At 47.5% G+C, this 3,734-nt stretch carries 3 protein-coding genes; all 3 read right to left on the bottom strand.

The genetic code is table 11. The features are described from left to right. Positions 1-134: 134 nt before the first annotated feature. Genes sppA through PHS46_08665 form a run of 3 tightly spaced genes read right to left on the bottom strand, consistent with a single transcriptional unit; the run spans position 135 to position 3,401 of the window. Positions 135-1,598, bottom strand: a complete 1,464-nt coding sequence (gene sppA, locus PHS46_08675) for a signal peptide peptidase SppA (GenBank protein MDD3906574.1) — start codon at positions 1,596-1,598, stop codon at positions 135-137. After that, complete coding sequence (locus PHS46_08670) at positions 1,579-3,183, bottom strand: phage portal protein (GenBank protein ID MDD3906573.1); 1,605 nt, start codon at positions 3,181-3,183, stop codon at positions 1,579-1,581. The genes sppA and PHS46_08670 overlap by 20 nt, the downstream gene beginning before the upstream one ends. Beyond that, positions 3,180-3,401 carry a hypothetical protein gene (locus PHS46_08665; GenBank protein MDD3906572.1) on the bottom strand — a complete coding sequence of 74 codons (222 nt, stop codon included), beginning with the start codon at positions 3,399-3,401 and terminating at the stop codon, positions 3,180-3,182. The genes PHS46_08670 and PHS46_08665 overlap by 4 nt, the downstream gene beginning before the upstream one ends. Positions 3,402-3,734 lie beyond the last annotated feature (333 nt).

The raw sequence follows: 3,734 nt of genomic DNA, 5'->3' as shown, positions 1-3,734 counted from the left end.
CTGCGAAACGCCTCCAGGGCTTCTCCAGCCTCAAAACCCTTATTTCCCTCATTTTGCTGACTCATCGATATCCTCCTTGTTTATTGCGCTGAGATAACTACATTCTGACGCGGCGCGTCAGTAATAAAATATAGCTATGCTTTTACTCTCTTTGGAGCTGTGGCCTGCAACGCCTTGGTTATGGAACACTTATTAGCCGCGGCGTATTCTTTTGCTATATCCAGGTGGGTTTTGGCGGCCGCGCCGACATCCTCACCTGGTCCCGGAGTTTTAGGTGCCTCACCCGTGAGGGAATCAATCTTCTTCGTTTTGAAGCCGCTTTCGGCGATTTCGACGGTCTCGCCTTTCTCGATTGAACCTTTCACAAGATCCTCTACGCCGGCATCCTTATACACCTTCGCCTTTCCGATAATACCCAACACGCGCGCTCTTTCTGCGCTAACACCATCCTTCACCGCCTGCGCGCTTGCCTCTTTACCATCTTTAAGGATGGCCTCCACGAGGTCGGAGCGCTGAGCTTTTAATGTCTCGAGCGTAAGATCTTTTATTTCCATACTACCCTCCTCCTTTTTTTGTTTCGTTTCTACTGTCTTATCAACCAAGACCTTGCCTTCCTGGTCGATCATTCGCCCACACTTCGGGCACTCGACCGCCCCCGCGGCGGTCTTGGGTTGTCCTTCAAAATCGATTTCTTCATTACAGCCCTTACATGGAATTAAGACCTGAGTACGGCGTTTTTTATCCTCATAAGTGTTACTGCACGCCTTGATTTCAAATACCTCTTCTATGTTCCGGATACCGTCAATAAGCCCTATATTCACGGCTTTTTTCCCTATATAGGTCTTCCCATTAGCCAGTTTGAGAGCGTCTTCGGCCGAAATGCCGCGATTACGCGCTACGCCGTCCACGAATAAGTCATAATACGAGTTAACATTATCTTGGATAGCGCTTTGGTCGTCTTCGCTGAGATGTTTATATGCATATCCTGCGGCTTTATATTTACCGGCCTTGATCACGGTAGTGTCGATCCCTTCGTTTTTAGCGGACCGGCTGAAATCATGTACCACAGCATATACCCCGATAGATCCGACTTCCGCGCTTTTTGTCGCGTAAATCTTATCCGCCGCGGATCCTATCCAGTAAGCGGCAGAAGCCATTTGCCCATCTGTATAGGCATTAATCGGTTTTTTACCGCGGGCAGCATATATCAAATCTGATAATTCAGTAATACCGTCGACGCTTCCTCCGGGAGAATCGACGTCGAGTACAATAGATTTCACGGCCGGATCATTCAATGCCGCGTTAAAATCCCGGCGAATTTCCTCAACGGATGTTCCGGGCGGCTGCGATATGCCGTTAACCATGCTCGCCCTCTTAGCTATTACACCATAAATCGGAATACGCGCTGTCCCCTTCGCGTCTATTGCATAATCAGGCGGTTCGTCTTTAGTAGAGGCGCCTGTACGAGCTTCAATCTCCGCCATAGACAGTTTTTGGCCTGAAATGTGCCTTATGACTATCTCGGTAAACGAGGTAAGCACATCTTCTTTCATTGCCCATGACTTCATGAAGAATAGTTCATTGATTTTTTTTGACATCTGCAGTGCCTCCATTATTGTGGCCGTCTTTCTGAATAGCCATATCGTCCTTTATAATTTTTATGTCGTATTTTTCTTCCAGGGCTTTGATCTTCCGCTCTTCGCGCGCGCGTTGAGCGAGAAGCTCATCCAGGTCTTTTCCTTGTGCCGCGGCTTCATCACTTAGGGATGATAATCCGGAATCAACTGCCAACTTTGATGCTTTTGCCTCCGCAAGCGGGTCCACCCACTCCCATCCGGGAGATATCCATCTGGCCCGCGTCCAAGCTGACCGTTGTTCATAAAAATTCTTTGCCGGCAACTCACCCCTTAAAAAGGCCTCCTCAAGCACCATTTCCCATACCGGTTGATTAAGCTTGCGGGACAGCCAATTTTGTCGCATGCGAAAATATCTATAAGCTTGTAACAATCCGGCCCTGGCGCTGGAATATGTTGACTTGCTGAAATCTTTAGATACGATCTCATAAGAAAGGTTTAGTGCGGAACATATGGCTTTTAAAAGATGGTCCATAAACGGTTCGAATTGCGCGTTTGGACGATTCGGATTAAAGGATTGTATCTCCTCGCCATCGTCCAAATATTCGAACATCGCGGGCTCGATCGATTCTATACGCTGGCCGGAGCTGTTAGCAGTAGTTCTTTTCTGGAAGGATTGATTAACGTTATTCTTTTTAACAAAAATAGCTATGCACGCGGCCAGGCGCGCGGCTACGCGTTCCGCTTCAGAATATTCGGAAGCATCCTTAAAATAATCAAGCACAGGGGCAAAGAATGGCACACCCCGGCTTTGTCCGGCGCGCTTCTGCTCGTATAAATGAAAAACATTCTTCCGGCCCTGGGCGTTTTTAGCTTTATAGGTCATATATTCGCCGGTGCCGGCGAAACTGGAGTAGAGATCGCCCGGGTGGGTTTTCCGGATATAGTATTCTATCGGCTCGCCGCGGTCTCCAATTTTTACACCAAACCTTACGTCTTTATTACCTGCCATCCCGGATGGTGTAACAAGCCTGTCCGATTCTATATTCATCAAGGCAATAGAATAAGGCCTTGTAGGGTCCTTAAGCATCATCGGTAGTAATATAGACTCGCCATTTTCGAGCGTCTGCCTATCGACAAGCGCCTGGATTTCATAAAAATCGAGGCGCTCAGAGGCATCGGCATAAGGCACCCATCGGTCCCAAGCTATTTCCGCGGCTTCCTGGAACTCTGCCGCCTGCTCATCGGTTATCTTAAGGATTTTGGTATCAACGGCGCTTTGCGGGATTATGCCGTTTCCTACATCGTTTATGACAATGGTATTTGTGATGCCTGATCCAAAAGCATCATTCCTATTGATATCCCTGCTGCGCTGTACCAGTATATCTCGATCTGTATACAAATCTCTATCGGCCGAGAATCCCTGAGTATACCAGTCACCGCGTAGCCGGCTTCTTTCTGCGCCTTTATAAGATGCGGCCATCATTTTATGGCTTATACGCGCAGCGGTGCGGCGCATGCCGCGCTCAGGCGAGAAAAACCCTATCGTCCTATCAATCGCGTTGGCGGCCCGGTCAATAACCGTGATTTTCGTTTCCTTTTTACTCATGATGGCCTCGAAAATGATGCATACGATCTGGTCGGCGTGGTCTGGCCGGCCGCGATCTCAGCCTTAAGCTGTTTCCGGAGATCTCGCAACTCGTTAAGTGAACACCTTTGTAGATTACGGCCGTTGACGGAATAAGATTGAACGGCGCCGCCGGCGAGGATGTTATTTATAGCGATTTCGACATTGTCGAGCATGTCCTGAAGCGATGGTACTGTCATATGACTCCAAAAAATAGTGGGCAATAGAATGGTAGAGCACTCTACTGCCCACTAAATACAAAAAGACGGCAAGCGTAGTGATTGTGGCACCACAATTGCCGTCTTTTTTATAAATAAACTCGTCCGTCGACGAGATTATTTCGAATTTTTATCTACTTATAGCTTACACTATGAATTTTAGAATGCAAGCAACTTGTTCCGTAATTCGGAAAAATGTTTTTACTCTCCGACGAGAAAATTTTTTAAAGCTACCTTCCTTGGGTGGTGCTGTTATGCATCTTTTTCGATAGCCTTAAATTTATTACCGCAAGGGCATTTATAATACCGGGTATT

This window comes from Candidatus Omnitrophota bacterium (assembly GCA_028699255.1).
In the GTDB taxonomy this organism is placed as follows: Bacteria; Omnitrophota; Gorgyraeia; order 2-01-FULL-45-10; family 2-01-FULL-45-10; genus FEN-1322.
The sequence above is the reverse complement of the archived record's forward strand: the minus strand, read 5'-3'. Positions and strand labels throughout refer to the sequence as shown.

Coding starts and splice junctions, on each gene's coding strand:
- PHS46_08670 (MDD3906573.1), bottom strand. CDS start 3,183: ATGAGTAAAAAGGAAACGAAAATCACGGTTATTGACCGGGCCGCCAAC.
- sppA (MDD3906574.1), bottom strand. CDS start 1,598: ATGTCAAAAAAAATCAATGAACTATTCTTCATGAAGTCATGGGCAATG.
- PHS46_08665 (MDD3906572.1), bottom strand. CDS start 3,401: ATGACAGTACCATCGCTTCAGGACATGCTCGACAATGTCGAAATCGCT.